Source organism: Duganella sp. SG902, assembly GCF_013376005.1.
Classification (GTDB): domain Bacteria; phylum Pseudomonadota; class Gammaproteobacteria; order Burkholderiales; family Burkholderiaceae_D; genus Rugamonas.
This window is the reverse complement of the sequence record NZ_JABMJK010000005.1, coordinates 439,178-462,673: the sequence shown is the minus strand read 5'-3', so window position 1 is coordinate 462,673 and position 23,496 is coordinate 439,178. Positions and strand designations below refer to the sequence as shown.

Genomic DNA, 23,496 nt, shown 5'->3' with positions numbered 1-23,496 from the left:
CGGCTAGCCGGGGGAAAAGGAAATCCGGGGTCAGGTCCTCCATTTCTACACGGCCTCAACAGCGCAGCTGTTGAGGCCGTGTAGAAATGGAGGACCTGACCCCGGAGTTTAGCGTGGCAGGGCGAGCTGGCCCTGGGCGGCGGCCCCAGGTTGCAGGGCTTTCAGGCGCTGGCTGTCGTGCTCGGTGTGGACGGCGTCGCCAAGCGGCGTGGCCGCCGCGTAGTGCTGCAGGGCGTCACCCAGCCGCGCCGCGTGCCGCGTCAGCTGGCCGCCGGCCGACGGCGCCGTCGCCACCTCGCTGTCAAAGCTGGACAGCGCTTGCGCCAGGCCGCTGACCTTGCCGCTCAGGCCTTGCGCGAACCAGACGTCAGCCGCCGCGTGCGACTGGCCATCGTCGGTGGTGTAGGTCGAGGTCAGGCCGAGGATGTTGCCGTGATCGACCGTGTCGCCACGCTGGACGTCGAGGTTGAGGCTGGCGATGTGCAAGTCGGCCAGCGTCTTCAGCTCGCCGGCCTGGCTGACGCCGTCCGCGTCGGCGTCGACCCACACGCGCAGCTCGCCATACAAGGCGTCTTGCGCATCGATCCTGCCGTCGGCATTGCCGTCCAAGGCGGCCAGCGCCTCGTAGCCGTTGCTGGCGGTGCGCCCGTCGGCCAGCCGCGTCGCCGAGCCGAACAGTTCGCGGCCGTCGTTGATGACGCCGTCTCCATCGCGATCCAGCGCCAGCAGGCCGTCGCCCGAACCCACCCAGCCGGTGGCGCGCCACGCGCCGCTGGCCGCCAGGTCGAATTGCACCCCGGCGTCCAGGCCCAGCGTGCGCACGCCGTTGCCATCGAGGTCCAGCACCAGCGGGGTGACGAACGGCATGGCCGCCTTCTGATCGGCGCTGAACGCGGCTTGCTGCGCGGCCGACAGCGCATGGTATTGCGCGGAGGTCATCACATGGGTCTGGGTGGTGGTCAGCTGCGCCAGCTGGGCGTTGCTGAAGGCGCTCATCTGGAACGCCGACAGCGCGCGGATTTGCTGCGTGCCCAGGCTGGCGATGTCCGCCACTTCGATGGCTTTCAGGTTGGCCTGGCCCAGGTCGGCAATCATGGCGGTGCTCAGCGCCGCCAGCTGCGCGCCGGAGAAGGCCGCCATTTGCGCCGCCGTGAATTGGTTGGCGCTGTCGCTCGGCTTGAGCGCGGCCATCTGCGACAGGGTCAGCGCCTGCACCTGCGGCACGGTCAGCGCCAGCAGTTGTTCGTCGCTCAGGGAACGGATCACGCTGGTGCCGAGCACGGCGATGTCGACCGCCTCCACCGCCGCCAGCGAGGCCGGCCGCAGACGGGCGATGGCGGCCGGGTTGAGCGCGGCATATTGCGCCTCGCTCAGCGCCTGCAGCTGCGCCGCGTTCATGGCCGCCAGCAGGTTGCCGTCGCGCGCGGCCGCGTTCAACAGCGTCGGGCTGATCGAGGCCACGTCCTCGAGGTCGAGGTAGGCCACTTGCGCGGCCGACAGCGCGGCCAGCTGCGCGCTGCCCATCACGCCCACCTGCTCGGCGCTCAGGGCGGCGATCTGGCTGCCTTTCAGCGCCAGCAGCTGCTGGGTTTTCAGCGCCGCCACCGCCGACAATTTCAACGCGGCGATGTCTTGCGCCTCCATCGCGCCGACCACCGTCAGCGGCAGGGCGGCGATTTGCGCGCCGCTCAGCGCCGCCACCTGTTCCACCGTCAGCGCCACCGCCTGGGCCGAGGTCAGGCCGGCGAACGCTCTGGTGGCCAGCGCGGCGATCTGGTCCGTGCTCAGGGCCGCGATGCCGGCGCCCTTGCCGCCCAGCGCGTTCATCTGGTCCGAGGTCAGGCCGGCGATCGCGGCCACGCTGACCGCCGCCAGCGTGTCGACGCTGAGCGCGCCGATATTGGCCGGCGCCAGGCTGCCGAACTGGACCGCCGTCATCGCGTGCACCTGGTCCGACGTCAGCGCGCCGAATTGGTCAATGCTGAGGCCGCTCAACTGCAGGGTGCTCAGCGCCGCCACCGCCGCCGTGGCCAGGCCGGCCAGTTGGGTGCCGCTCAGGGTGTGCAGGAAGGTCGGCGACAACGCGTTGACTTGCTTCAGGCTCAGCGCCGCCACCTGCCCGGCGCTGAAGGCCTTGATCTGCGCGAGGGTCAGGAATTGCAGCGCGCTGGTGTTGATGGCGGCGATCTGCGCCGTTCCCAGCAGGTCGAAGTTGGCGGCCACGCCGGACGTGGTCACGCCCAGCGCGCCAATCTGCGCGCCCGACAGGACCGCCACCGCCTGCGTGCTCAGCACGGCCACGTCGGTGTCCAGCGCGCTGATGGCCGCCAGCGACAGGCCGGCCACCTGGCGCGTGCCCAGCGCCGCCACCTGCTCCTCGGTCAACGCGGTGATTTGCGGCGCGCGCAGGGCGGCCATCTGCTGCGAGGCCAGGCTGACGATCTGGCGCGTGCCCAGGCCCTGCAACTGCTCGGCCGACAGGCGCGACAGCGCGCCCGTGCTCAGGCCGGCCATGGCTTGCGTGTTCAGCGCGGCGATGTCGTCGACCGACAAGGCGGCGATCCTGGCGTCGGTCAGGCCGTTGATCTGGCGGCTGCCCAGCACGGCGATCTGGTCGGTGCTCAGCACCGCCAGCTGGGCCGCCGTCAGCGCGCCCATTTGCGCGGCGCTCAGGCCAAGCACGGCGCGCGTTTGCAGCGCCATCACGTCCTGCTCTTCCAGCTTGGCGATGGCGGCCAGCGACAGCGCGCCCAGCTGGCTGCTGTTCATGACCGCCGCCTGGTCGACGCTGATGGCCACCGCCTGCGCGGCCGTCAGCCCGCCAAGCGCGGCGGTGCTCAGCGCGGCGAACTGGCCGGTGCTCAGCACGCCGAACTGGTCGGCGGTCAGATTGGCCAGCTGCGTGGAGGTCAGGCCGCGGATGGTGCTGGTCTTCAGCGCCACCACGTCCTCCAGGTCGAGCGCGCGCACGCCGGCGTTGGACAAGGCCGCGAACTGGGCGCTGCTCAGCGCGGCCACCTGGTCCGACGTCAGCGCCTGCGCCTGCTGCGTGCGCAGGCCGGCCAGCGCGGCCGTCCGCAGGGCCGCGATCTGGCCGGTGGTCAGGGCCCAGATGACGCTCTCGCCGCTGCCGTAGGGATCGTTGCCCAGCACGCTCAACTGCGTGGCGTTCAAGGCGGCGATCGCGGCCGTCTTCAGCACGGCCAGGTTGTCGGTGCTGATGGCGGCGATTTCGCGCAGCGACAGGGCGCCCACTTGCGCCGAGCTCAGCGCGGCGATCTGCGCCGAGCGCAGGTTCAGCATCTGGTCGGTGCTCAGGGCGTTCAGCTGGGCCGTGGTGAGCGCGGCCACCTGCCGCGTCGACAACGACGCCACCTGGTCGGTGCTGAAGGCCGCCAGCGCGCGCGCGGACAAGCCGGCGATCACGCCGGTGTTCAGCACCGGAATGTCGTTGAGTTCCAGCCCCTGCACGCCGTCCGAGCTCAGCGCGGAGAATTGCGCCGACGTCAGCGCGGCGATCTGGACGCTGGTCAGGGCCGCCACCTGGTCGCTGCTGAGCACGGCGGCCTGGCGCGTGCCCAGCGCCGCCAGGGTGGCGGTGCGCAGCGCGGCCAGGTCGGCGGTTTCCAGCGCCAGGATGTCGTTGGTGCTCAGCGCGCCCAGTTGCGGGCCGCTCAGCACGGCCGCCTGGGACGTGCTCAGCGCGACGATCTGGTCGGTGGTGAGCGCGCCGATCTGGCGCGTGCCCAGCGCGCTGAACTGGGTGGTGGTGAGCGCGCCGAACAGGTTGCCGGCCGGGTCGCCGCCCAGCGCCGCCAGTTGCGCCGTGCTCAGCGCCAGCAGCATCGCCGTGCCGAGCGCGCGCATGCCGTCGCTGCCGATGGCGGCGATGTCGTCGCCGCCCAGGCCGGGCAGGCCGCGCGTGCCGAGGCCGACGATCTGGCGCGTGCCCAGCGTCGCCACTTGCTCCGGGCTCAGCGCCAGCAACTGCTTGCTGCTGAAGACGGCGAATTGTTGCGAGCTCAGGCTGTTGAGCTGGTCCGAATTGAGGGCGGCGATCATGTCGGCCGACAGGGTGGCGAGAAACGCCGGTCCCAGCGCGGCCAGGCTGTCGCTGTAGTAGCCGGCGATGGCGTCGCTCGGCAGCGCGCCGACCTGGCGCGTGTTGAGGGCGAGGAATTGCGCCGGCGTCATGGCGGCCAGCTGGTCGCTGGTCAGGACGGCGATTTGCTGCGTGCTCAGCGCGGCGATGGCGGCGGTGCGCAGCGCGGCGAAGTCGACCGCCTCCATGGCGGCCAGCGCCTCGGTGCGCAGCGCGCGCGCCTGGTCGCTGCTGAACGCGGCCACCTGGCTGGTGCTCAGGGCCACCATCTCGTCGCTGGTCAGGCCGGCCAGGGTGTTGGTGCGCAGCGCCGCGATCTGGCGCGTGCTCAGCGCTTGCACATCGAGGTCGAACGCGCCCAGTTGGGCCGAGCTCAGGGAGGCGATCGCGCTGGTGCTGAGCGCCGCCACGCCGGCGCTGCCGATGGCGGCGACGGTGTCGGTGGCGAGGCTGGCGACCTGGCGCGTGGTCAGCGCGCCGATCTGCTGGGAGCGCAGGCTGGCCACCTGGTCGGTGGTCAGGGCATTGAGCTGGCCGGCGCTGAACGCCGTCATCTGCAGCGTGGCCAGTCCGGCCAGCTGGCTGGTGGTCAGCACCAGCAGCGTGTCGGTGGCGATCGAGGCGATGGTGCCGGTGGACAGCGCGCCGAAATCGGCGCTTTGCATGCCCATCAGGGCCGGGTAGTTGAGGGCGGCGAACTGCTTGCCGCTCAACACGCTGGCCTGCAGGGTGGTCAGGGCGCCGACCTGGCCGGCGTCCAGCAACGCCACCTGGGCGGAACTGAGGCTGGCGATCACGCTGGTGTTCAGCGCGGCGAAGTCGGCCGTTTCCAGCGCCGGCACCAGCCGTTGGCCGATGGCGGCGGCCTGGGCGCTGCTCAGGGTGGCCGCCTGCGCGGTGTTCAGGGCGACGATCTGGTCGGAGGTGATGCCGGCCAACGCGTTGGTGCGCAGCGCGGCGATCTGCGCGGTGGTCAGCACGCCGAACAGGTGGCCGCCGCCGGCCTCGCCCAGCACCGACAGCTGCGCCGAGCTCAGCGCGTTGACGGCGCTGGTGCTGAGCGCGCGCATGGCCGCGCTGCCCAACGCGCCGATGTCGTCGCTGCCCAGCGCGCCGATTTGCAGCGTGCCAAGGCCGACGATCTGGCGCGTGCTCAGCGCGGCGATCTGGGTGGTGGTGAACGCGTTGATCTGCGCGCTGCTCATCACCGCCAGATGGCGCGAGCCGAGACCGGCCAGTTGCTGGGTGCTCAAGGCCCACAGCAGTTGCGGGTTCAGCACCGGCACCGCGCTGGTGGTCAGCGCGGCCAGGTCGGCGCTGGACAGGCCGGCCAGGGTGTCGCTGTTCAGGGCCGCCACCTGGCGGCTGTTCAGCACGGAGAACTGGGTGGTGGTGAAGGCGGCCAGCTGCTCGCTGGTCAACACCGCCAGCTGGCGGGTCGACAAGGCGGCGATCGCGTAGGTCTTCAGCGCCGCGATGTCGGCCGCCGGCAGCGCTTGGAAGGCGGCGGTGGACAGCACCGCCACCTGGCCGCTGCTCAGCGCGGCGGCCTGGCGCGTGGTCAGCGCCGCCGCCTGCTCGGCGCTCAGCGTGGCCAGCGTGGCCGGACGCAGGGCGGCGATCTGCGCCGTGGTGAGGGTGGCGATGGCGCTGTGATCGGCGCCGCCCAGCGCGCTGAACTGGGCGGTGCTGAGCGCGGCGATGGCGCTGGTGCCCAGGTAGGGCAGGTCGCCGCCGTCCAGCGCCAGGATGTCGTCCGACGACAGGCCGGCGATCTGGCGCGAGCCCAGCGCGCCCAGCTGCGCGGCGCGCAGGTTGGCGATCTGGTCTGCCGTCAGCCCGGCGAACTGGGCGCTGCTCATGGCGACGATTTGCTGCGTGGTCAGCGCGCGGATCTGGTCGGTGTCAAGCTGCGACAGCACGTCCGTGCTCAGGCGCGCGATGGCGTCCGTGCCGAGCGCGGCGATGTCGGCGGTCGGCAACAGGATCAGGGCGTCGCTGTTGAGGGCCGCCACCTGCCGCGTGTTGAGCGCGGCGATCTGCGCGGTGGTGAAGCCGGCCAGCTGGTCGGCGCTCAGCATCGACAGCTGGCGCGTCGACCAGCCGGCGATGGCGGCGGTTTTCAGCGCGCCGATGTCTTCCGCTTCCAGCACGGCCAGGTTGGCGTCGTTGAGCGCGGCCAGTTGCGCCGAGCCCAGGGCGCCGGCCTGGCGCGTGGTCAGCGCGATCACCTGGCCCTGGGTCAGGGCCGCCACCTGTTTGCTGGCCAGGCCGGCGATCACCTGCGTGCTCAGCGCGGCGAAGCCGTCGTCGGCGATGGCCTGGATGTCGTCGGTGGAGAACGCCGCGATCTGGCGGCTGCCCAGCGCGGCGAACTGCCCGCTCAGCATGACGGCGATGTCGGACACGTCCAGCGCGCCGATGTTGGCGGCGCTCAGCGCGGCGACGTCGGCGGTTTCCATCGCGGCGATGAAGCCGGGCCGCATGCTCATGAAGGCCTTGGTGCCCAGCGCGGCCACCTGCGCCGTGGTCAGCGCGGCGATCTGGTCGTCGGAGAGCGCGCCCATCAGCGCCGGCGAGGCGGCGCCGGCAGCGTTCAGCACGGCCGGCTTGAGCGCGGCCACGTCCTGGGTGGTCATCACCGCCATGTTGGACGGCGCCAGCGCGGCCAGCTGCAGGCTGGTGAACGCGGCCACCTGGACCGGGCGCAACGCCATCACCTGCTCGTCGGTCAAGTCCAGGATGTCCGCGGCGGTCCACGCGGCGATGGCCGACACCGGCAAGTTGGCGATGTCCTGGGTGCTCAATCCGATCGGCCCGCTCATAGAAAATTCCTCTTTTGCTAAGACTTTTCACTATAGCAGAGATTGACTTAATTTCCACATGGCAATAGCGAATTTTCTTGCGGCGCGCCACAAAGAAAATGCCGCGAAATCAACGACTTCGCGGCATTTTTAATTGAACGGCAAGGACGCGGGGATCAGGCCTTGGCTTCGCCGCCCAGCGCCTCCACCACGTCGGCCATCAGCTTGGACAGTTCGCCGGTCATCAGCATGAAGTCGCCGTCGAAGCGCTCGTCGTCGTTGCGCACGCCGGCATCCTTTTCATCCAGCACGTCCAGCGGCTTGACACCCTTGATCGCCAGCTGCTCGGTGAGCACGAAGGAAATCTTGCTTTCCCAGGTCATGGCCAGACGGGTGCACTGCTTGCCGGCGGCGATGTGGCGGCGCACCTCTTCCGGATCCAGCGAGTGTTTGACGTAGCGCACCGCGGCCTTGCTCTCGCCGGTGGCGCGCAGCTCGGTGTCCATGTCCACCGTGAAGCCGGCCGGCGCCTCGTCGGTTTGCAGCCACTCGGTCATCACCCCCACCGGCGAGCGCTGCACGCGCAGGCTTTCCAGCGGCATGCGGTCGACCGCCTTCAGCAGCAGCTTGATGACTTCGTCGGCCTTGGCCGGGCTGGCGGCGTCCACCACCAGCCAGCCGTTGACCGGGTCGATCCAGGTCCAGACATTGCTGCGGATCGAGAACGCGCGCGGCAGCAGTTCATCGGCCACGCGTTCTTTCAATTCTTTCATGGCTTTCTTGCCGGGCGCGAAGCCCTGGGCCTCTTCCATCTCGGCCGCGCGCGCCTTGGCCACCTGGTTGATCACGGTGTTGGGCAGCAGTTTTTTCTCGGTGCCCAGCAGGATCAGCATCTGCTTGTTGACCACGTGCACCAGGCCGCCATTCGGACGCGGCTTGTCCCAGCCCTGGCGCAGCAACTCATTGCTGCTGGCCGGGGTGAAGGCCTGGCTGGCCAGCGCCTGTTCCAGTTGTTCGGGGGTGTAGGCCCAAGGGGCCGGCAGACGGTAAATCTGTAGATTCTTGAACCACATAAAGTTGATAGGCCTTGTTTCAGAAGTAAAAGCAAAAGGAGCGCCATTTTACACGCTGGCGCCGCGCCGGGCTCAGGCAAACAGCTCGCCTTGCACCGGTTGTGGCGTCCGCACCATGGCGCCGGGCGGTTCCAACGTGCTGGCGCGCACGCCGAGCAGGCGCAGCTTGCGTTGCAGCGGCACCCGCTTCAGACATTCGCGCGCGGCCTGCAGGATGGCGTCGGCGCCGGCCACCGGCAGCGGCAGGGTGACGTTGCGGCTGACGATCTGGAAATCGTCATAGCGCAGCTTGATGCTGATGGTGCGGCTGACGTAGCCCTTGCGCTTGAGGTCGTCCGCCAGCCGCGCGCACAGCGTGGTCAGGATGCCGGACAGGGTCTCGCGGTCCTGGCGCGCGTGCAGGTCGCGCTCGAAGGTGGTCTCGCGCGAGATCGACTTGCTCTCGCGGCTGGTGGAAATGCCGCGCTCGTCGATGCCGCGCGCGGCGCGCGCCAGCCATGCCGCGTAGTGCGCGCCGAAGTAATCCTGCAGCAGGCCGGCGTCGGTGTGGGCCAGCTGGCCGATGGTCTCGATGCCCAGCGAGGCCAGCTTGGCGGTGGCCTTCGGGCCGATGCCGTTGACCTTGCGCACGTTGAGCGGCCAGATGCGCGCCGGGATGTCCTCGAACCCCAGCACGGTGAGGCCGTTGGGCTTTTCCAGGTCCGAGCAGATCTTCGACAGCAGCTTGTTGGGGGTGACGCCGATCGAACAGGTCAGTCCGGTGGCATCGAACACCGCCTGCTTGATGCGCGCGGCCAGCTCGCGCGTCTCGCCCTCCACATGGGTCAGGTCGACAAAGATCTCATCGATGCCGCGATCCTCGATATCGGGCGCGATGCTGGCCACCGCCTGCTTGAACAGGCGCGAGTAGTGCCGGTAGGCGTCGAAGGTGGCCGGCAGCAGGATGGCGTCCGGCGCCAGCTTGGCCGCCTTCATCATGCCCATCGCCGAGCCGACGCCGAACGCGCGCGCCTCGTAGGTGGCCGTGGTGATCACGCCGCGGCCGACGTAATCGCGCAGGCGCTTGAACACCAGCGTGCCGTCGGCGCGCCGCTCGGGTTCATAGCCGCGCCCGCCGATGACCACCGGCTGGCCGCGCAATTGCGGATAGCGCAGCAGCTCGACCGATGCGAAAAAAGCATCCATGTCGATATGGGCAATGCGGCGGTCGGCGTCAGCCATGGTGCGGAAATAATACTGTAAATAAACACAGTATCCATCGAAAACGGCCGTTGCGCAAGTCGCCGGCCAGGCGCGCTAGCGCTGGCGGAACCAGTCGGCGCTCGCCTGGTCGGCCGGGAAGAACGATTCCACCCGCAATTCGTGCACGGTGACGTCGTGCGGCGTGCCCAGCGTGGCGATGCTGGTGAACAGATTGAGCTCCACGCCGTCCTTGCGCAGGGTCATCGGCAGGAACGGCAGGGCGCGCCGGTCGAGGTTGGGCGTGCGCGGCATGTCGGCGATGCCGGGCAGCGCCAGCAGCTCGCCCAGCAGCGTGGTGGCCTCGCTGCCGGGGCCGTCGCTCATGGCTTCGCGCTGTATCCACAACAGCAGGTCGGCGCTGACCTCCTCCCAGTTGGGCAGGTAGCGGCGCAGGCCGTTCGGGTCCAGCGTCTGGCGGATCACGTTGAGCGAGCCGTCGGTGGGGAAGTCCACCGGCGGCGGCAGGCCGTGCAGCCAGCGCAGCATGTGGGCGGCCGGCTGGTTCAGCATCCGCAGGTTCCACAGGCGGTCCACCACCAGCGCCGGATACGGCGCCTGCTGCGCCAGCATGAACTCCAGCGCCTGGCGCACCGCGCCCAGCTCGGGATCGGACAGGTTGCGCTCTTGGTAGGCCGGCGCGTAGCCGGCCGCCAGCAGCATGGCGTTACGTTGTCGCAAGGGCACCTCCAGCACCATGCCCAGCTTGAGGATCAACTCCTTGCTGGGCTGCGAGCGGCCGCTTTCCAGGAAGCTGATGTGGCGCTGCGAGATCGCGCTCTCGGTCGACAACCTGAGCTGGCTGTAGCCGCGCTTGCCGCGCCAGTACTTCAGGGCGGCGGCGAAGTCGCTGAAGTACTGGTCGCGTGCGGTCATGGCGTCTCCGTGATGGATGGGATGGCGGTAATCTATCACGCCGCGTTGAGGAAGCCGGTCACGCTGGCCAGGCGGCCGTCGGCGGCCACGCGCGCCACGTCGGTGCCGTTGGCGACCGGCTTGCCGTCGGGCGCGGCCAGCGTCCACGAGAAGCGCACCACGTCGTTGTGGCCGTCCGGCGTGCCGTCCAGCGCGAAGCGGTGGCCGGGGAAGTGGCTTTGCGCGCCGGCGATCATGGCGTCGATGCCGTCGTGGCCGGCGCCGCGCATCATCGGGTCCACGTAGTCGGCATCCAGGCTGAAGGTGCGGGCCACCAGCGCACGGCGGGCGGCGGCGTCGCGTTCGTTCCAGACGGCCAGGTATTGGGCGGCGATGTGGGCTGGGTTGCTCATGATGATCTCCTTGGTTGAGGTGGTGAGGAAGCCTCATTGTGCGGAGATCGCGCGGCGGCGGCGATTACGTCCCAGGTAATCGCCGCACCGCCGTCACCACCAGCAGCGCGCCGGCCAGCAGGCTGGCGGCGATCAGGTAGATACCGCTGGCGGTGCTGCCGGTGGCGTCGCGCACCGCGCCCACCAGGTAGGGCGCGACAAAGCCGGCCAGGTTGCCGATCGAGTTGATCATGGCGATGCCGGCCGCCGCCGCCGCGCCGCCCAGCAGCGCGGTCGGCAAGCTCCAGAAAATCGGGAAGGTGGTGAGGATGCCGGCCGTGGCCACGCTCAGCGCCGCCAGCGCGATCGCGGTGTCGCCGCTGTAGAGGGTGGCGGCCACCAGCCCCAGCGCGCCGGCCAGCGCGGCGCCGGCCGTATGCCAGCGGCGCTCGCCCGTGCGGTCCGAGCGGCGCGCGACCAGCACCATGACGACCGCCGCGACCAGGTAGGGCACGGCGGACAGCAGGCCAATGTCGAACACATCTTTCACGCCGCTGTTCTTGATCAGCTGCGGCAGCCAGAAGCTCACGCCGTACAGGCCCATCACGCACAGGAAGTACACCAGCGCCAGCAGCCACACCTCGCCGCTGCGGAACAGCCGCGCCAGCGGCATGTGCTGTTGCTGCTGGCGGTCGGCGGCGATCTCGCGTTCCAGCGCCTGCTTGTCCGACTCGCTGAGCCAGCGCGCGCCGCGAATGCCGTCGTCGAGGTAGAACAGGGTCCACACGCCCAGCAGCACGGACGGCACGCCTTCCAGCAGGAACAGCCACTGCCAGCCATTCCATCCATGGACACCGGCGAAGGCCTTCATGATCCAGCCGGACAGCGGACCGCCGACCACGCCGGCCACCGCCACGCCGCTCATGAACACCGCCACCATGCGCGCGCGCCGCTGCGCCGGATACCAGTAGGTCAGGTACAGGATGATGCCGGGGAAGAAGCCGGCTTCGGCCGCGCCCAGCAGGAAGCGCAGCAGGTAGAAGGTGGCCACGCTGTTGGTGAACATCAGCGCCGCCGAAATCAATCCCCAGCTGATCATGATGCGGGCGATCCAGATGCGCGCGCCGGCGCGCGTCATCAGCAGGTTCGACGGCACCTCGAACAGGAAGTAACCGATGAAGAAGATGCCGGCGCCGATGCCATACACCGCGTCGCTGAAACCCAGGTCGGCCTGCATCTGCAATTTGGCGAAGCCGACGTTGACCCGGTCCAGGTAAGCCGCCACGAAGCACAGGAACAGAAAAGGCATCAGCCGCCAGCTGACGCGCTTGTACAGGGAATCAAGATTGTCATTCATGGAAAATTCTAAATAATTTACAAAAGGCCTTGCGGAAGTGAATATCCGTCCTATAGAATACGGCCTCGTTCAGCAGTTGTGACAAACTGCGATAAGTTTTCTGGGTGCTTAGCTCAGTTGGTAGAGCGGCGCCCTTACAAGGCGTAGGTCGGGAGTTCGACCCTCTCAGCACCCACCAGACAACTTAGTAAAACGAATTGGAGCGGTAGTTCAGTTGGTTAGAATACCGGCCTGTCACGCCGGGGGTCGCGGGTTCGAGCCCCGTCCGCTCCGCCAATATTCCGAGAAAGGCCCGATGCTCGCATCGGGCCTTTTTCATTTCCGCCTCAGAATGTTGCTGTAAGCTGATTGGCAATGAAAAATTCCTATCTTCAGTTTCGGCTTCGGCTGGCGCGCCACGCGCTGCTGCAGTTCGCGCGCAGTCTCCAAAGTTCGCTTGAATATATTTTGCTGGGCTTCGGCCCGGTGCTGGTCGGCTTGCTGGCCGTGATCGCCCTGCCCGGCATGTTCGCCGCCACCCGGCCGTGGCCCGAAGCGCTGGCCCTGTTCGCCGGGCAGACGGTGCTGGCCAGCCTGCCGGTGTGGCTGCTGCGCAAGCGCCTGCATCCGGCGGCGGTGCTGGCCTGGAGCCGTCCGCTGCCGATTTCAACGCGCGGCAAGTGGGGCGCCGACGCGGCGGTGGCCGGTATGATCGTCGGCCCGCTGAGCGCGGCCTATGCGGTCTCCGGCGCGATCTGGTTGTACCAATGGCCGGACTGGCTGCGTCCCGTCGCCGCGCAAGCCGTCATGCTGACAATCGCCTCGCTGCTGCTGGCCTGGCTGCTCTCCACGTTGACACTGGCCCTGCGCGCCCGTCCACCCGCCGCCCACAAGCCATCCGCGCATCGCCACGCGCCGCGTGCCTACGTCCCCGCCGGCGTCCGTCGCGGCGGCCTCGCGCTGCCCTACTACTGGCGGCAGCTTTTCTGGCTGCCGTTCTGGCGCGCCGAGAACGTGGTCGGCATTCAGCAAACCCTGCTGCTGGGCGGCGCGCTGGCCAGCGTCGCTGTCTGGCTATGGCATCCGCCCGTGGTGCCTGCCGCGCTGTGGGGCGCCTGCGCCGCGCTGTTCACCATGCTGCTGACCGATCGCGGCGACAAGGCCGTGGCCGAACAAATCGCCCTGCTGCGCCCGGTCGCCGCGCAGTGGCCGCTGCGCGCCGATCACCTGTACCGCCTGGCCATCGGCTTCACCCTGCTGCCCGGCCTGTGCGTGCTCGGCTGGTTCGCACTGCTGACGCTGGGCCGCGCGGCCGAAGGCTACAGCCACATCGTCGCCACCGTCTGGCTGTGCTTCGCCGCGGTCGCCCAGCTCGCGGTGGTCGCGCTGCGCCGCTTGAGCGTGCGCGGCCGCGTGGGCCTGGTGCTCGGCGCCATCGTCATCCTGACCGCCATTGGAAGCGAATTATGGAACTAAGAATCGAACAACTCACCTTCGAATACGCCAGCCACCCGCTGTTCAACCGGTTCGACCTACAACTGGGCAACGGCATCACCTGGCTGCGCGGCGAGAACGGCGCCGGCAAGACCACGCTGCTGAAACTGATCGGCGGCGCGCTGACCCCGCACAGCGGCAAGATCTGGCTGGACGACATCGAAATTCATGCACAGCCGCTGACCTACCGTCTGCATTGCTACTACTGCGGCGGCGACACCCCGCAACTGCCGTGGCTGACCGTGCGCGAAGTGCTGGACATGCACGTCGCCCTGTATGCCGGCGCCGATCCCGCGCGCCTGAACGCCGAGCTGGCGGCCTTCCACCTGCTGCCCACGCTGGACCAGCCGGTCACCACGCTCTCGCTCGGCCAGCACAAGAAGATGCAGCTGTCGCTGGCCCTGTCGCTGCCGGTCGGCCTGCTGCTGATCGACGAGCCCTTCAACGGCCTCGACGCCGACGCGGTCGCCTACCTGCGCCAGCAGCTGGCGGCACCCGAGCGCCTGGCGCGCCAGTGCATCCTGCTCACCAGCCACCTCGATCCGGCGCTGCCGCTTGTGAGCACCTTGCAACTGTGAGTTCTTAACAACAAACACGCAGCAAGGACGGAAAACCGGCGACAATACCAGACACATCCTGTCCTCGCCCCTGGAGTTCCCTTGATTTTCGGTTTCCTCAAATCGCCCGAGCTGTCGCCGCGCCTGCTGCGCCTGAAAGAATCGGCCCTGTTCTCGTCGCTGACGCCGCTCGAACTGAAGATCGTGGACGGCCTGATGCACGAACGCCGCTACCTGGCCGACGAAATCATCTTCGACGAAGGCGAGGAAGGCCAGGCCCTGTACCTGGTGATGTCCGGCCGCGTCATCATCAGCCGCCAGCTCGGCGCCGGGCGCGAGGTGGTGGCCGAACTGTCGGCCGGCTCCTTCTTTGGCGACCTGGCGCTGCTGGACAACTCGCCGCGCAACGCGCAGACGCGCGCGCTGGACAACTGCGAGCTGGCGGTGTTCTTCCGCGCCGACTTCATGGGCCTGATGGATACCGATCCCGTGATCGGCTACAAGATCTCGCTGGCCCTGGCGCGCTACATCGGCCAGCGCCTGCGCGACTGGATGACCGGCAAGCCGCAAGTCGAGGCGCTATGAACCTGCTGCCTTCCCAACAGCGCGGCGGACCGGTGGTGTGGAGCGGCATCATCGCCGCCACCTGCGTGCTGCTGTTCCTGCTGCAGCAAATGCTGTTCCTGGCGATCCCCTTCCTGCTGGGGATCGTGCTGTACTACATCCTGCAACCGCCGACGCAGCGCCTGATCCGCATGGGCTTCAGCCAGAACGGCGCGACCCTGCTGGTGGGCGCCGTGTTCGTGCTGATCGTGACGCTGGCGGTGATGGCGGCGGTGTTCTGGAAATCCTCCCCCACCACCTCGTGGCAAGACATGCTGGGCATCTACCTGGCGGGCGGCCTGGAGTTCGTGCGCCACACGCTGGTGGCGCTGGAGCAGCAATTCCCCATCCTGCGGCAAGTGCAGCTGGCCGACACCATCAACCAGCGCATGACCGAGTTCACCGGCGACTTCCTGCAATCGCACCTGACCGACATCCTGGTGTCGGTGCTGGAATGGCTGCCGTCGCTGCTGCTGGCGCCGTTCCTGACCTTCTTCTTTTTGCGCGACGGCCTGCGCTTCAAGAAGTTCCTGGCGCGCGCGGTGCCGAACGCCTTCTTTGAACGCACGCTGTGCCTGCTGCACGAGGTCGACCAGACGGCGCACCGCTACTTCCAGGGCCTGATCCGCCTGACCATGTTGGACACGGTGGTGCTGGCGTTTGGCCTGTGGGCGATCGGCGTGTCCTCGCCGCTGACGCTGGGCTTAATCTCGGCGGTGCTGGCGTGGGTGCCGTACGTGGGCTCGATCGTCGGCTGCGTGCTGGTGGTAATGGTGGCCTCGACCGACGCGCCGGCCGATCCCTCGGTGGCCTACCTGGCCATCGGCGTGTTCATCTGCGTGCGCCTGCTGGACGACTTCGTGTTCATGCCGCTGACGCTGGGCCGCAGCCTGCACATCCATCCCTTGATCACCGTGCTGATGATCTTCATCGGCGGCTCGGTGGCCGGGGTGGCGGGCCTGATGCTGGTGCTGCCCCTGCTGGGCGTGGTGATGGTGATCGGCGAAACGCTGGGCCGGCTGATCACCGACCCGCGCCTGCGCGCGCGCCACCGCAACGCCATGGATTTGCGCGCCAAGCAAGCCAGCTATGACCTGACGTCCTAGGGACAGTTCAAGAGGGAGCGTTGATGACAAGTGCAAGCGTGATCGGCATTGCAGTGATACTGATAGTTTTCGCGGGCCCCTTGTCACTGGCTTTGGCAGGGCGGTCGAAAGCGACTCGCGCATCCCCTGCCCCGGACCGTGTCATCGCGTGGAACGTGAGACTGACGGTGATGTCGGCGCTGACGTATGTGATCGCTTTCAATCTCACGTTCTTCATCCAGGAGCTGTTCCTCGTATTGCCCAAGGCCTTTACGCCGGGCTTGCGGCCCACGCTGTTTCACAACAACCACATCTGGGAGGGATCAAACCCACTGGCGAGCTTATTCCAGGGGACGGGCGCGCTGGCGACCCTGCTGAGCGGCGGACTTTGCGCGAGGTTGTTCGGACGAGGCGTTGGCCGCTCCGTGGCGCAGCGCCTGTTTTTATTCTGGATGGCTTACAGCGGCGTGTTCATGGCGCTGCCTCAGATCGTGATTGGCGCCCTGAGCGACCAAAGCGATATCGGCATGGCCATGACGTATTTCGGTCTTGGCACGACAAGCAAAACACTCGCCGCCCTGGTCGCGCTGGCGCTCATTCCGCTGGCTGCCGCCTGGCTCGGCCGCCTGCTGTTCGGCCAGTTGGGCGGTCCGGCGCTCTGCGCGACCCCGAAAGGGCGGCAACATTTTGTATTGGGGGCGGCCACCGTGCCGGCATTGTTGGCGCTGCCACTAATCGTCCTGTTCCGCATACCGCGTGAGTGGATCGAAGTGCTCCTGGTACCGATCGCGGTCAGCCTGGTCGGCGTGGTGTGGATCCAGGCTGGCGCCTGGCGCTCCAAGGGCAAGGCCGCAGGCAATGATGTCGTGGTTGGATCCCTCGCATCGCCGCTGGTCGCGGTCCTGGGCTTGCTTCTAATATTCCAGCTCTTACTCAGGCCCGGAATACGCTTCTACTGAGAGATTGGCCATAACCGGCCAGGAGCAGCCCCGCCGCCCCCGCGAAAGCGGGAGCCGAGGCTCTAATGTCGTTCAGTTAGCGTTTAAGTCGTCATTCCGGCGTAGGCCGGAATCTATGCAAAGCTTGCGTTACCACAGTACATGCGTTCTATGGGTTCCGGCCTTCGCCGGAACGACGGCGTTTAACTGTACGGCATTAGAGCCGAGGCTCCCGTTTTCTTTCGGATCAGGCAGTCATTGCATGCTTGTCCGCCGACTCTTCCACCACTTCCGTGTCATCCGAGCGGATCAGGTGGTCGAAGGCGGACAGGGCCGCTTTCGCGCCTTCGCCGGTGGCGATGATGATCTGCTTGTACGGCACGGTGGTGACGTCGCCGGCCGCGAACACGCCCGGCACCGAGGTCTGGCCACGCGCGTCGACTTCGATCTCGCCGTGGCGCGACAGCGCCACCGCGCCTTTCAGCCACTCGGTGTTCGGCACCAGGCCGATCTGCACGAACACGCCTTCCAGCTCGACCTTGTGCGACACGTTGGTGTTGCGGTCGGTGTAGCTCAGGCCGTTGACGATCTTGCCGTCGCCGTGGATCTCGGTGGTTTGGGCCGAGGTGATCACGGTGACGTTCGGCAGGCTGCGCAGCTTGCGTTGCAGCACCGCGTCGGCGCGCAGTTCGGCGCCGAACTCGATCAGCGTCACATGCTTGACCAGGCCGGCCAGGTCGATCGCCGCTTCCACGCCGGAGTTGCCGCCGCCGATCACCGACACGCGCTTGCCCTTGAACAGCGGGCCGTCGCAGTGCGGGCAGTAGGCCACGCCGTGGTTGCGGTATTCCTTCTCGCCCGGCACGTTGATCTCGCGCCAGCGGGCGCCGGTCGCCAGAATCACCGACTTGGCTTTGAGCACGGCGCCGGAGGCGGTCTGCACTTCCACCACCTTGCCAAGCGGCACCAGCTTGCTGGCGCGCTGGGTGTTCATGATGTCGACCTCGTATTCCTTGACGTGCTGTTCCAGCGCGACGGCGAACTTCGGTCCTTCGGTCTCCTTCACCGAGATGAAGTTCTCGATCGCCAGGGTGTCCAGCACCTGGCCGCCGAAACGCTCGGCCAGCACGCCGGTGCGGATGCCTTTGCGGGCGGCGTAGATGGCCGCGGCCGCGCCGGCGGGACCGCCGCCGACCACCAGCACGTCAAACACGTCCTTCTTGCTCAGCTCGGCGGCGGCGCGCACGCTGGCGTTGGTGTCCAGCTTGGCGAGGATTTCCTCGACCGAGGTGCGGCCCTGGCCGAAGTGCTGGCCGTTCAGGAACATCATCGGCACGGCCAGGATCTGGCGCTCTTCCACTTCCTTGGCGAACAGGCCGCCGTCGATGGTGGTGACCTTGATGCGCGGGTTGATCACCGACATGGCGTTCAGCGCCTGCACCACGTCCGGGCAGTTATGGCAGGTCAGCGACATGAAGGTTTCGAACTCGTAATCGCCATCCAGGTTGCGGATTTGCTCGATCACGGCTTCGTCAAATTTGATGGTGTGGCCGCCGACTTGCAGCAGCGCCAGCACCAGCGAGGTGAATTCGTGGCCCATCGGGATGGCGGCGAAACGCACGCCGATATCGGTGCCTGCACGGTTGATGCTGAACGACGGGGTACGCACGCCGGCTTCGGCACGCTCGACCAGCGAGATCTTGTCGCTCAACTCGGCGATTTCGAGGAGCAGTTCTTTCATCTCGCGGGCTTTGGCGCTGTCGTCAAGCGAAGCGACCAGCTCGATCGGCTGTACCACCTTTTCCAGGTAGGCTTTCAACTGGGTTTTGAGGGTAGCGTCCAACATGATTTTTCTTCCTTTTCACAAATATTTAGGCGTATGCCGGGCCGGACGCCCGGTCCGGCATCGCGGTAACTACTTGTTTGCTGCAGTGTCGTTCAAGACTTAGATCTTGCCGACCAGGTCCAGCGATGGGGTCAGGGTAGCCGCACCCTCGGTCCATTTCGCTGGGCATACCTGGCCTGGGTGCTCGGCAACGTACTTGGCTGCCTTCACTTTGCGCAGCAGTTCGGTGGCGTCGCGGCCGATGCCGTTGTCGTGCACTTCCATCACTTTGATGAAGCCTTCCGGATTGATCACGAAGGTGCCGCGCAGTGCCAGGCCTTCTTCTTCGATCATCACTTCGAAGTTACGCGACAGGGTGCCGGTTGGGTCGCCGATCAGCGGGTAGTTGACTTTCTTGATGGCGTCCGAGGTGTCGTGCCATGCTTTGTGCGCGAAGTGGGTGTCGGTCGACACGCCGTACACGTCCACGCCCAGCTTGGCGAATTCAGGTTGCTGCTCGGCCAGGTCTTCCAGTTCGGTTGGGCACACGAAGGTGAAGTCGGCTGGGTAGAACATCAGAACGGACCACTTGCCTTTCAGGGACTCTTCGCTCAGGTCGATGAACTTGCCTGCGTGATATGCGGTGGCCTTGAATGGTTTGATTTGGGTGTTGATCAGGGACATTGTGGTTTCCTCGTTGGGTTGTGAATCATTGAGACGCCAGTTTAAGGGCTTTTACCCTATTTGCAAAATTGATTGTTCCAATAGTTTCAATTGGATTTGACTATCGATGCCGCAAACGGGATAGCATTATCTCGCAGGAAGGCATCGAACTGGGCGGCGGGCAGCGGCCTGGCGAACAGGTAGCCCTGGCCGTAGTCGCAGCCGGCGGCGGCCAGCAGCTCGCGCTGCTCGGGGGTTTCCACCCCTTCGGCGATGACCTTCAGGCCCAGCTTGTGGGCCATCACGATGATCGCCTCGGACAAGGCCATGTCGCTCGAGTCCGGCGCCAGGTTGCGGGTGAAGGAGCGGTCGATCTTCAGGTAGTCGATGTCGAACTTCTTCAGGTAGGACAGCGAGGAATAGCCGGTGCCGAAATCGTCCAGCGCCACCTGGATGCCGGCGTCGCGCAGCTGCAGCAGGCGGTCGCTGACGGCGCTGCTGGCGTCCAGCAGCAGGCCCTCGGTGATCTCCACCACCAGCGACTGGCCCGGCAGCGCCAGCGATTGCAGCTGCCGCAGCCAGCCGTCGTAGGAGCCGCCCTCGCGCTGGAACTCCAGCGGCGACTGGTTCAGGCTGATCTGGAAATCGGGATACAGCTCCTGCCGCCAGCGCCGCACCCAGCGCGCCGACTCGCGGAACACCCATTCGCCGATCTCGATGATCAGGCCGCTCGACTCCGCCAGCGGGATGAATTCCTGCGGGCTCACCACGCCGCGCTGCGGGTGGTTCCAGCGGATCAGCGCCTCGGCCTTGTGGATGGCGCCGCTTTCGAGGTGGACGATGGGCTGGAAGTACAGCTCGAACTGCTCGCCCTTGAGCGCGCCGCGCAGGTCGTTGGTCAGGCGCATGCGGCTGAGCGCGGCCACCTGCAGCGTCGGCGTGAAATAGCTGTAGCGGTTGCGGCCGGCGCCCTTGGCCGCGTACATGGCCTGGTCGGCGTGCTTGAGCAGGTTGTCGATGTCGAGCGCGTCGTCCGGGTACAGGGTGATGCCGATGCTGGCCGAGACGAACGCCTGCTCGGCGCCCAGCTCGAACGGCTGCAGCAGGCGGCTCAGGATGTCCTGGGCGATGCGCTCGACATGGTCGGGCGCGTCCAGCTCGCACAGGATGACGGTGAACTCGTCGCCGCCCAGCCGCGCCACCGTGTCCGACTTGCGCACGCAGGCGCCGATGCGGCGCGCGGCGTCCACCAGCAGCACGTCGCCCTGCTGGTGGCCGAGCGTGTCGTTGACCTCCTTGAAGTGGTCGAGGTCGATGAACAGCAGGGCGATGCGCGACTGGTCGCGCTGGCTCTTGAGCATGTCGTGCGCCAGGCGGTCGAGGAACATGCGGCGGTTGGGCAGGCGGGTCAGGGTGTCGAAGTTGGCCTGCTGCCAGATCAGCGCCTCGCTCTGCTTCTTGGCGGTCACGTCCTCGATCATGCACAGGTGGTGCGGGTGGCTGCCGGCCTCGGTGTCGATGGCGTTGACCGAGACCTCGATCCAGGCCACGCCGCCATCGGGCTTGAACAGGCGGCACTGCGCCTTGAAGCTGCTGATCTGGCGCGCCGTCAGCAGCGCCATCTGCGCCTTGACGTGCACCATGTCGTCCGGGTGGCCGACCTCGAGCCAGCGGATGGCGCGCAGCTCCTGCTGCGAGCGCCCGAGGATCTCCTGGTAGCGGGCGTTGATGTCGCGGTACTCGTAGCTGATCGAATCGACCAGCGCGATGCCCAGCGGCGAGGCCTCGAACATGGTGCGGAAGCGCCGCTCGCCCTTGCGGATGGCTTCCAGCGCGCGCTTGCGCTCGCGCGCCAGCATGCTGAAGTGGATGGCCGCGCCCAGCACCAGCAACAGCGCCACCGCGCCCAGCGCGCGGTACAGCCACAGCAGGCTGGCGCCGCCATTCTCGACGCGGTACATGAAGCCGTCGAAGCGCGCGTGCCGCGGCAGCATGCCGAGGCTGGCGTAGACCTCGGCGATGTGCTGCCAGCGGTCCGGGTTCATGTAGCCGATCTCCACCAGCACCGGCTGCACCAGCGGCACCATCTGGCGCGCCTCGTACAGCAGGTGCTGGCGGTCGGCGCGGCGCGAATACTTGTCGAGGATGAGGTCGGCCGCCTCCTCCTGGTGGCTCATCGCCCATTGCCAGCCGCGCATGCTGGCGGCGCGGAAGGCGCGCACCCGCGCCGGGTGGTTGGCGATCTCCTGCTCGCTGGTGAACAGGTTGTCGCCGTAGAAGTCGATGCCGACCGCGCGCGGGCTGTAGATGTCGTAGGGGAAGCCGAGGCGGTCGAAGGTGTCCGGCTCGTTGGTGGTGTAGATCGCCATGGCGTCCACCTTGCCGCTGACCAGGTCGTCCGGATTGAAGCTGTGCTCGACGCGCTGGAAACTGCCGGGCGGCACGCCCTCCTTGGTCAGGAAGGCCATCAGCTCGTCGGCGGTGCCGGGGTCGTTGGCCAGCGAGCCGATCATCGCGCGCTTGCCGACGATGCGGCGGATGTCGGGCTCGCTGCCGCTCTGGCGCATGGCCAGCGCGTACGGCGAGTGCTGGAAGATCACGCCCAGCACCACCACCGGCTTGCCGGCCAGCCGCGCCAGCAGCAGGCTGCTGCTGCCGATGCCGTACTCGGCCTTGCCGGCGATGACGTCGCGCTCGGGCGCGTCGCCGTCCTGGCCCTCGACGATGCGCACGTCCAGCCCGGCCTCGCGGTAGTAGCCGAGCTCCTGCGCCGCGTAGTAGCCGGCGAACTGGAACTGGTGCACGTGCTTGAGCCGCAGCGTGACTTTTTCCAGCGCCGTGGCCGGCCCGGCGGCGGCCAGCACGAGGATGGCGGCGGCGCACAGCTTGGCGAGGACGGGGGAGGGGAAGGCCATGGCGCTAGTGTAGCGTATGCCATCGCGCGGGGACAAAAAGCAACGGACGGCCAGGCCGTCCGTTGTTGCGCGAAACAGAAAGACTTAGTTCGGCACGTTCACCGGGATCGGCGACAACACGTTCTTGCCGTTGCCCAGCTGGCCCTCCTGGTTGCGGCCCCAGCCCCACAGGGTGTTGTCGGTCTTGAGGCCGAAGCTGTGGCCGGTGCCGACGCTGACCGTGACCCAGTTGTTGCCGGTGCCGATCTGCACCGGCGCCAGCGCGTCGCCGTTGCCGTCGCCCAGCTGGCCCTCGGCGTTCGAGCCCCAGCCCCACAGCGTGCCGTCGGTGCGCACCGCCATGGTGTGGATGGCGCCGGCCGCGACCACCGCCCAGTTGTTGTCGGTGCCGATCTGGGTCGGCGCGGTCAACGAGGTCGAGCCGTTGTTGCCCAGCTGGCCCGAGCTGTTCAAGCCCCAGGCGTACAGGCCGCCGTTGGCGCTGATCGCCATCGAGTGCGCGGCCCCGGCCGACACCGAGGTGAAGGTCAGGTTGCCGATCTTGACCGGCGCGGTGACGTCGGCGCCGGTCGAGGCGTTGCCCAGCTGGCCGTCCGAGTTGCCGCCCCAGGTCCACAGCGAGCCATCCTTCTGGATGCCCAGCGAATGGGTGCCGCCGGCAGCGATGGCGATCCAGGTGGCGGTGCCGATCTTGGTCGGGGTCGATTTACCGATGGTGGTGCCGTCGCCCAGCTGGCCGTTGGCGTTGCGGCCCCATGCATACAGGGTGCCGTTGGTCTTCAGCGCCAGCACGTGGCCCTTGCCGGCCACCACGTAGGCCCAGTCGGTATCCTTGCCGATAATGGTCGGGGTCGAGCGGCTGACCAGTTGGGTGGCGTCCACGCCCAACTGGCCGTTCTGGTTGTAGCCCCAGGCCCACAGCGTGCCGCCGGTAGCGGTGGCGCCGGTGCCGGCGCGGATGCCGACCGCGAACTGGTCGCCCACCGCCACCTGCTTCCAGGCGGTGGTGCCGGCGCCGGCGTTGACCAGCACCGGCGCGTTGCGCGGGGTGGTGCTGCTGTCGCCCAGCTGGCCCCAGTTGTTCTGGCCCCAGGCGTACAGATTGCCGTCGGCCTTGCGGGCGATGGTCTGGAAGCCGCCGGCCGAGACCGCCGTCCACGGCGCGGTGATGGTCAGGGTGATGCTGCCGACCACGCTTTCCTGGGTGGCGTTGATGGTTTCCGTGCCGACCGCCACGCCGGTCACCTTGCCGCTGCTGAAGATCTGCGCCACGCTGGCGCCGCCGCTCTTGGTGGACCAGGTCAGGCCGCTGGCCGCGTTCAGGGCCTTGGTGCTGCCGTCCGAGTAGGTGCCGGTGGCCGTGATGGTCTGGCTGGAGCCGATTGGAATCGTGCTGCTCGGGATGGCGAGGGCGATGCTTTTCAGCGTCGGGGTGGTGTTGGTGGGCGTCGAGCTGCCCTTGTCGCCGCCGCCGCCGCAGGCGGCCAGCACGGCAAACAGCGGCGCCAGCAGCAGGGAGGAGAATTTAAAGTTTGTCATGATCGTCCAGTTCACAGAGAAGGTCTGCGGTGCGAGCAGTGTAACCCTGCGCGCCAGCAGCGCATCGCACGAGCAG

General features: G+C 67.5%; 15 protein-coding genes and 2 tRNA genes. 7 read left to right on the top strand and 10 right to left on the bottom strand.

All coding sequences use genetic code 11. The annotated features are described in order from the left end of the window. Positions 1 to 108 precede the first annotated feature (108 nt). The 6 genes from FHW83_RS14170 to FHW83_RS14145 form a co-directional block, all read right to left on the bottom strand. On the bottom strand, positions 109 to 6,927 hold the full coding sequence (locus FHW83_RS14170; RefSeq protein ID WP_176646981.1) for a hypothetical protein: 6,819 nt from the start codon (positions 6,925 to 6,927) through the stop codon (positions 109 to 111). Between the two features lie 155 nt (positions 6,928 to 7,082). Beyond that, the gene (locus FHW83_RS14165) at positions 7,083 to 7,979 is read right to left on the bottom strand and encodes a recombination-associated protein RdgC (protein ID WP_176646980.1); all 897 of its coding nucleotides are present in this window, start codon (positions 7,977 to 7,979) and stop codon (positions 7,083 to 7,085) included. A 72-nt stretch (positions 7,980 to 8,051) separates the two neighbouring features. Then, positions 8,052 to 9,200, bottom strand: a complete 1,149-nt coding sequence (gene dinB / locus FHW83_RS14160) for a DNA polymerase IV (protein ID WP_176646979.1) — start codon at positions 9,198 to 9,200, stop codon at positions 8,052 to 8,054. 75 nt (positions 9,201 to 9,275) lie between these two features. Further along, entirely contained in the window at positions 9,276 to 10,094 is an 819-nt protein-coding gene (locus FHW83_RS14155) for a helix-turn-helix domain-containing protein (RefSeq protein ID WP_176646978.1), read from the bottom strand. Positions 10,095 to 10,129: 35 nt separating this feature from the next. Further along, positions 10,130 to 10,486 carry a nuclear transport factor 2 family protein gene (locus FHW83_RS14150; RefSeq protein WP_176646977.1) on the bottom strand — a complete coding sequence of 119 codons (357 nt, stop codon included), beginning with the start codon at positions 10,484 to 10,486 and terminating at the stop codon, positions 10,130 to 10,132. A 64-nt stretch (positions 10,487 to 10,550) separates the two neighbouring features. Then, the gene (locus FHW83_RS14145; RefSeq protein WP_176646976.1) at positions 10,551 to 11,822 is read right to left on the bottom strand and encodes an MFS transporter; all 1,272 of its coding nucleotides are present in this window, start codon (positions 11,820 to 11,822) and stop codon (positions 10,551 to 10,553) included. Between the two features lie 102 nt (positions 11,823 to 11,924). Here FHW83_RS14145 and FHW83_RS14140 point away from each other — a divergent pair. The 7 genes from FHW83_RS14140 (at position 11,925) to FHW83_RS14110 (ending at position 16,499) form a co-directional block, all read left to right on the top strand. After that, positions 11,925 to 12,000, top strand: a tRNA-Val gene (locus tag FHW83_RS14140). A gap of 21 nt (positions 12,001 to 12,021) precedes the next feature. Beyond that, positions 12,022 to 12,098, top strand: a tRNA-Asp gene (locus FHW83_RS14135). Between the two features lie 78 nt (positions 12,099 to 12,176). Continuing rightward, positions 12,177 to 13,277: a hypothetical protein gene (locus FHW83_RS14130; RefSeq protein WP_176646975.1), complete on the top strand. Its 1,101-nt coding sequence runs from the start codon at positions 12,177 to 12,179 to the stop codon at positions 13,275 to 13,277. Continuing rightward, positions 13,268 to 13,873, top strand: coding sequence for an ATP-binding cassette domain-containing protein (locus tag FHW83_RS14125; protein WP_176646974.1), 606 nt, complete (start codon positions 13,268 to 13,270; stop codon positions 13,871 to 13,873). The genes FHW83_RS14130 and FHW83_RS14125 overlap by 10 nt, the downstream gene beginning before the upstream one ends. Before the next feature lie 81 nt (positions 13,874 to 13,954). Further along, on the top strand, positions 13,955 to 14,437 hold the full coding sequence (locus FHW83_RS14120; protein ID WP_176646973.1) for a cyclic nucleotide-binding domain-containing protein: 483 nt from the start codon (positions 13,955 to 13,957) through the stop codon (positions 14,435 to 14,437). Next, the gene (locus FHW83_RS14115) at positions 14,434 to 15,561 is read left to right on the top strand and encodes an AI-2E family transporter (protein ID WP_176646972.1); all 1,128 of its coding nucleotides are present in this window, start codon (positions 14,434 to 14,436) and stop codon (positions 15,559 to 15,561) included. The genes FHW83_RS14120 and FHW83_RS14115 overlap by 4 nt, the downstream gene beginning before the upstream one ends. Before the next feature lie 170 nt (positions 15,562 to 15,731). Beyond that, positions 15,732 to 16,499: a hypothetical protein gene (locus FHW83_RS14110; protein WP_218106265.1), complete on the top strand. Its 768-nt coding sequence runs from the start codon at positions 15,732 to 15,734 to the stop codon at positions 16,497 to 16,499. Positions 16,500 to 16,725: 226 nt separating this feature from the next. Here the strand turns inward: FHW83_RS14110 and ahpF are convergent, their stop codons facing one another. From ahpF to FHW83_RS14090, 4 genes are all read right to left on the bottom strand, one after another. Continuing rightward, positions 16,726 to 18,324 carry an alkyl hydroperoxide reductase subunit F gene (ahpF, locus tag FHW83_RS14105; protein WP_176646970.1) on the bottom strand — a complete coding sequence of 533 codons (1,599 nt, stop codon included), beginning with the start codon at positions 18,322 to 18,324 and terminating at the stop codon, positions 16,726 to 16,728. Positions 18,325 to 18,423: 99 nt separating this feature from the next. After that, complete coding sequence (gene ahpC, locus FHW83_RS14100; RefSeq protein WP_176646969.1) at positions 18,424 to 18,987, bottom strand: alkyl hydroperoxide reductase subunit C; 564 nt, start codon at positions 18,985 to 18,987, stop codon at positions 18,424 to 18,426. Between the two features lie 86 nt (positions 18,988 to 19,073). Next, a complete protein-coding gene (locus tag FHW83_RS14095; protein WP_176646968.1) occupies positions 19,074 to 21,881 on the bottom strand; it encodes an EAL domain-containing protein in 2,808 nt (935 codons plus the stop codon). Between the two features lie 84 nt (positions 21,882 to 21,965). Beyond that, positions 21,966 to 23,420 carry an Ig-like domain-containing protein gene (locus FHW83_RS14090; RefSeq protein WP_176646967.1) on the bottom strand — a complete coding sequence of 485 codons (1,455 nt, stop codon included), beginning with the start codon at positions 23,418 to 23,420 and terminating at the stop codon, positions 21,966 to 21,968. Between the last annotated feature and the right edge of the window lie 76 nt (positions 23,421 to 23,496).

Coding starts and splice junctions, on each gene's coding strand:
- FHW83_RS14170 (WP_176646981.1), bottom strand. CDS start 6,927: ATGAGCGGGCCGATCGGATTGAGCACCCAGGACATCGCCAACTTGCCG.
- FHW83_RS14165 (WP_176646980.1), bottom strand. CDS start 7,979: ATGTGGTTCAAGAATCTACAGATTTACCGTCTGCCGGCCCCTTGGGCC.
- dinB (WP_176646979.1), bottom strand. CDS start 9,200: ATGGCTGACGCCGACCGCCGCATTGCCCATATCGACATGGATGCTTTT.
- FHW83_RS14155 (WP_176646978.1), bottom strand. CDS start 10,094: ATGACCGCACGCGACCAGTACTTCAGCGACTTCGCCGCCGCCCTGAAG.
- FHW83_RS14150 (WP_176646977.1), bottom strand. CDS start 10,486: ATGAGCAACCCAGCCCACATCGCCGCCCAATACCTGGCCGTCTGGAAC.
- FHW83_RS14145 (WP_176646976.1), bottom strand. CDS start 11,822: ATGAATGACAATCTTGATTCCCTGTACAAGCGCGTCAGCTGGCGGCTG.
- FHW83_RS14130 (WP_176646975.1), top strand. CDS start 12,177: ATGAAAAATTCCTATCTTCAGTTTCGGCTTCGGCTGGCGCGCCACGCG.
- FHW83_RS14125 (WP_176646974.1), top strand. CDS start 13,268: ATGGAACTAAGAATCGAACAACTCACCTTCGAATACGCCAGCCACCCG.
- FHW83_RS14115 (WP_176646972.1), top strand. CDS start 14,434: ATGAACCTGCTGCCTTCCCAACAGCGCGGCGGACCGGTGGTGTGGAGC.
- FHW83_RS14110 (WP_218106265.1), top strand. CDS start 15,732: ATGTCGGCGCTGACGTATGTGATCGCTTTCAATCTCACGTTCTTCATC.
- ahpF (WP_176646970.1), bottom strand. CDS start 18,324: ATGTTGGACGCTACCCTCAAAACCCAGTTGAAAGCCTACCTGGAAAAG.
- ahpC (WP_176646969.1), bottom strand. CDS start 18,987: ATGTCCCTGATCAACACCCAAATCAAACCATTCAAGGCCACCGCATAT.
- FHW83_RS14095 (WP_176646968.1), bottom strand. CDS start 21,881: ATGGCCTTCCCCTCCCCCGTCCTCGCCAAGCTGTGCGCCGCCGCCATC.
- FHW83_RS14090 (WP_176646967.1), bottom strand. CDS start 23,420: ATGACAAACTTTAAATTCTCCTCCCTGCTGCTGGCGCCGCTGTTTGCC.